This window comes from Desulfothermus sp., assembly GCF_053993635.1.
The window spans coordinates 1-4,277 of record NZ_JBMYBT010000004.1; the positions used below are offsets into that span (position 1 = coordinate 1).

Annotated in this window: 4 protein-coding genes; all 4 read right to left on the reverse strand. The window is 35.9% G+C overall.

The genetic code is table 11. The features are described 5' to 3' along the window. Positions 1 to 157: 157 nt before the first annotated feature. Positions 158 to 1,249, reverse strand: a complete 1,092-nt coding sequence (locus ACY2V1_RS00170) for a glycosyltransferase (protein WP_461832769.1) — start codon at positions 1,247 to 1,249, stop codon at positions 158 to 160. Positions 1,250 to 1,357: 108 nt separating this feature from the next. Next, the gene (hslU, locus tag ACY2V1_RS00175) at positions 1,358 to 2,722 is read right to left on the reverse strand and encodes an ATP-dependent protease ATPase subunit HslU (protein WP_461832770.1); all 1,365 of its coding nucleotides are present in this window, start codon (positions 2,720 to 2,722) and stop codon (positions 1,358 to 1,360) included. 17 nt (positions 2,723 to 2,739) lie between these two features. After that, positions 2,740 to 3,282 carry an ATP-dependent protease subunit HslV gene (gene hslV, locus ACY2V1_RS00180; protein ID WP_461832771.1) on the reverse strand — a complete coding sequence of 181 codons (543 nt, stop codon included), beginning with the start codon at positions 3,280 to 3,282 and terminating at the stop codon, positions 2,740 to 2,742. Between the two features lie 21 nt (positions 3,283 to 3,303). After that, a complete protein-coding gene (locus tag ACY2V1_RS00185; RefSeq protein WP_461832772.1) occupies positions 3,304 to 3,855 on the reverse strand; it encodes an O-acetyl-ADP-ribose deacetylase in 552 nt (183 codons plus the stop codon). Positions 3,856 to 4,277 lie beyond the last annotated feature (422 nt).

Consider the following 4,277-nt stretch of genomic DNA (forward strand, 5'->3'; position numbering starts at 1 on the left):
AATTCAGTTTCATATAGATCAATGTTCTTTTTGAACCATTCATCATACTCATCGCTGTATTTTTCAAATGGTTCTATTTTTGGCATATAAAACTCCACGATGACTAACAGTTTTATTATAAAAACAATAGGTTGCGGTCTAAATGTAGTAACTTAAACTAAAGCATTTTTGAATACAGTGAAATATAATTCTGCACCATGTTTTCAATGGAAAAATATTTTTTTACAATTTCTCTTCCTTTAAATCCCATTTTTTGTCTAATGGATCTATTTTTAAGTAAAAAAACGGTCTTATTTATAAAGTCGTTTTTATCTCCTTTTTCAAATAATAGTCCATTTTCATTATGATGTACAATTTCGGGAATCCCTCCTACTGATGAGGCAACTATTGGAACTGATGCAGAGCTTGCCTGTATTAGAGACACACCAAGTCCTTCCATAAATGCAGGGTGTACTATCAGGTCTAGGCACGGTATAATTTTTTCCAGATCCCATCTAAAACCAATAATTTTTATATAATTTTCCAGTTGATATTTTTTTATTTTTATCTTGATCTCATTTAAAAGAGGTCCTTTGCCAAAGAGTAAAAATACAACATTGGAAATCTGTTTAACAATATCTAAAACAGCTTCAATGAGAAATTCATGACCCTTTCTAGGTATAAATTGGGCTATCATGCCAACAGTTAACACATTTTTAGAAAGAGAGAATTCTTTTAAGAAAAAATTTTTATTACAGTTTTGATTGTAAAAATTATAGTCAACTGCGCTTGGGATAATTTTTATTCTTTTTTTTATTTCTTGTTTTTTTAGAATTTTTTCTATTCCCTTTGAAATTGAAATAATTTCATCAAAAAAAGAATATTTTAATTGCAGGAGGTATTTATTTTCAGGATTGTCAACCCGTCTGGTAATAACAGACTTTGTTTTAGACAATTTTGCAGCAAGTCCTCCCCAAAAATCAGCCCCCCTCCTGCTGTGTACGTGAATTATATCTGGTCTTTCTTTTTTAATGATTTTAAGTAATTTAAATAAAAATAGAATGTCTAAATCTCCATACATATAAAGGGGATAGATTTTACATAGTTCAGCGCAGTTTTTTGATATATCGCTATTTTTCGAACACACTAATATATTTTCTCCAAAGGATTTGTCTTTTAGTCCTTTTAAGAGATAATAGACCTGTTTTGCTCCTCCATAAAGGTGCATTCCTGTTTCAATATGTAGTATTTTGGGGATATTGTTTTTCATGTGCTCAAATTTGAAATTTTTGTGGTCAAATTTCAAGCAAAAAAAAAGAGGCGAGGTGGAAACTTCCACCTCGCCATCTATATTTAAGGAGGGGGAGAGATGGCTAATTTATAAAATATATCTACTTAAGTCCCTATCTTCTTGAAACTCTTTTAATTTATCTTTTACATATTCTGCATCAATTGTAATTTTTTCACCTTTTCTCTCTGGTGCTTCAAAAGAAAGATCGTGAAGTACCCTTTCCATCAAGGTATATAGCCTTCTTGCTCCTATGTTTTCAGTCTCTTCATTTATTTTTTCAGCAAAGCTTGCAATCTCATAAAGGGCATCGTCTGTAAATTCTATTTCTAAGCCTTCTGTTTCAAGGAGCGCTTTGTACTGCACAGTCAGTGCGTTGCGTGGCTCAGTTAAGATTTTATAAAAATCATCTTTTGTCAAGGGTGAAAGTTCAACTCTGAGTGGAAATCTTCCCTGGAGTTCAGGAATGAGATCAGAAGGCTTGGCATAATGGAATGCGCCAGCTGCAATAAAGAGTATATGATCGGTCTTAATCATCCCATATTTGGTATTCACCACACATCCTTCAACTACTGGGAGTAAGTCCCTCTGTACCCCTTCCCTTGATACATCTGCCTGTCTATTATCTCCTTTACTGCAGATTTTATCTATTTCATCTAAAAAAATAATTCCAGTCTGCTCAACCCGCTCCTTGGCCATTTCAATGACTTTGTCTTGATCTATGAGCCTCTCACTCTCCCTTTGGAGAAGATATTCATATGCATCTTTTACTTTCATTTTTCTAACTTTCTTTTTTTTGGGAAACATCTTTGAGAACATCTCTTGCAGTTGCATCTCCATGTCTTCCATGCCAGGCATGGACATTACACCAACATGCACAGAGGGTATTTCAACTTCTACCTCAACCATTCGATTGTTCAGCTTGCCCTGTCTCCACAGCTCACGGAATTTTTCCCTTGTGGATTCCTGGGGTTGAGGAGTGGGTGGTTCATTATTTTCCATAAACTGAGGGGAACCAAATTTTGGTGTTTTTCTTGAGCCTGGAAGTAGAAGGTCCAAAAGTGCCTCTTCTGCCAGCATTTTTGCCTTTTCCTTAACCCGTTCTTGTTCTTCTTTTCTTACCATGTTAACGCCGATTTCCATTAAGTCCCTGACCATGGACTCCACATCCCTGCCCACATAACCAACTTCTGTAAACTTGGATGCCTCTACCTTGAAAAATGGAGAACCTGCGAGTTTTGCCAATCTCCTTGCAATTTCTGTCTTTCCTACACCTGTTGGGCCAATCATTATTATATTTTTGGGAGCCACCTCTTCTCTGAGTTCTGGTGGGAGTTTTTTCCGCCTCCACCTGTTTCTCAGCGCCACTGCTACCATTTTTTTGGCTTCATCCTGACCAACAATATATTTGTCCAGTTCTTTAACAATTTGTCTTGGAGTCAAACTCTCTTCCATTAAAAAACCTCCTGCTTTTATTTCTCTAGATATTCCACTACGATTTCTGAATTAGTATAAACACACATAGAAGCAGCTATGTTTAGAGAATCTTGTACAATCTCTTTTGCTGATAGCTTAGTATGTTTACAAAGTGCCTTTGCAGCTGCCATTGCATAAGGTCCTCCTGAACCAATACCAATAATATTGTCATCTGGTTCTATGACATCGCCCGTCCCACTAATGAGCAATATGTTTTCTGAATTGGCAACAAGAAGCATGGCTTCAAGCCGTCGCAAATATTTATCTGTCCTCCACTCCTTTGCCAGTTCCACACTGGCCCTTAAGAGATTTCCAGAGTACTCTTCTAATTTTGCCTCAAATTTTTCAAACAGGGTAAAGGCATCTGCAGTGGCGCCAGCAAATCCTGCGATTATTTTATTTTTATAAAGTCTTCTTACCTTTTTTGCCTTGTGTTTAATGGAAATGGCCTGTCCCAGGGTAACCTGGCCATCTCCGCCGATGGCTACACCCCTATTATCCTTTACAGCCAAGATTGTAGTACCTCTTATTTCTACCATTTAACCCTCTATTATAATTTTTTAAGATTTAAACACCTTCTCTGCCTTTTCACACCAGAGTTTAAACATGTCCTCAGAAAATAAATAAAGGTAGCATTTTTTTAAACCAGTTTTTGGAAGAATCTCTTTTACTGTTTTAATGGCAATCTCTGCAGCTTCTTCTTTAGGATAACCATATACGCCACAACTGATGGCTGGAAAAGCGATTGTTGTCAAGTTATTTGAATCTGCTAATTTCAATGAATTTTTATATGCATTTTTTAGAAGTTCAGGTTCATTGTGTTTGCCATCTCTGTATATTGGTCCTACTGTGTGGATTACATATTTTGCCTTTAAATTAAATCCTGGTGTAATTACTGCTTCACCTGTTTTAAGTGGTCCATGCTCTTCAACATATTTTCTACCTGCCTTTAAGAGCTCTGGACCAGCAGCCCTGTGAATTGCTCCATCAACCCCACCACCTCCAGCAAGCTGGGGATTGGCAGCATTAACAATGGCGTCAACATCTGCCTTTGTGATATCCCCTTGAATAATTATTAATTCTTTATTTTCAATGGTAAATTTTTTTTCCATACCTGCGACCTCCTATCAATTGATACTACAGTATCCTTCATATTAGGTTCTATGTTCAAAGTTCAAAGTTCTATGTCCAAGGTTTTGTGTTCAAAGTTTTTAGTTTTAGGTTTCTTAAACATTGAACGTTGAACGTTGAACAATTTAACCCTCCACCCCATAAACTCTCTAGCCCATAAACCTTTCTATTAAAGAATTAGCATTTTCTAAGAGTTGTCAAGGAAAGATAGACCTTGACAGGATTAACTAGCTGTTTATTATAACTTTATTTTACTCTCATTTTAAAGGGGCTTTGGTTATGTGGCATTTTTTTGATATTTTTATAGTCATATTAGTTGTAGGTGTGGCTGGTATTCTCTTGGGCAGAAGATTTTTCATCGTATTTGATAAAAAACAGGAATATTCCCATTGTATAGGATGTT

Bases quoted from the DNA above. Each gene is read 5' to 3' on its own strand.
- ACY2V1_RS00170 (WP_461832769.1), bottom strand. From the start codon at position 1,249: ATGAAAAACAATATCCCCAAAATACTACATATTGAAACAGGAATGCAC.
- hslU (WP_461832770.1), bottom strand. From the start codon at position 2,722: ATGGAAGAGAGTTTGACTCCAAGACAAATTGTTAAAGAACTGGACAAA.
- hslV (WP_461832771.1), bottom strand. From the start codon at position 3,282: ATGGTAGAAATAAGAGGTACTACAATCTTGGCTGTAAAGGATAATAGG.
- ACY2V1_RS00185 (WP_461832772.1), bottom strand. From the start codon at position 3,855: ATGGAAAAAAAATTTACCATTGAAAATAAAGAATTAATAATTATTCAA.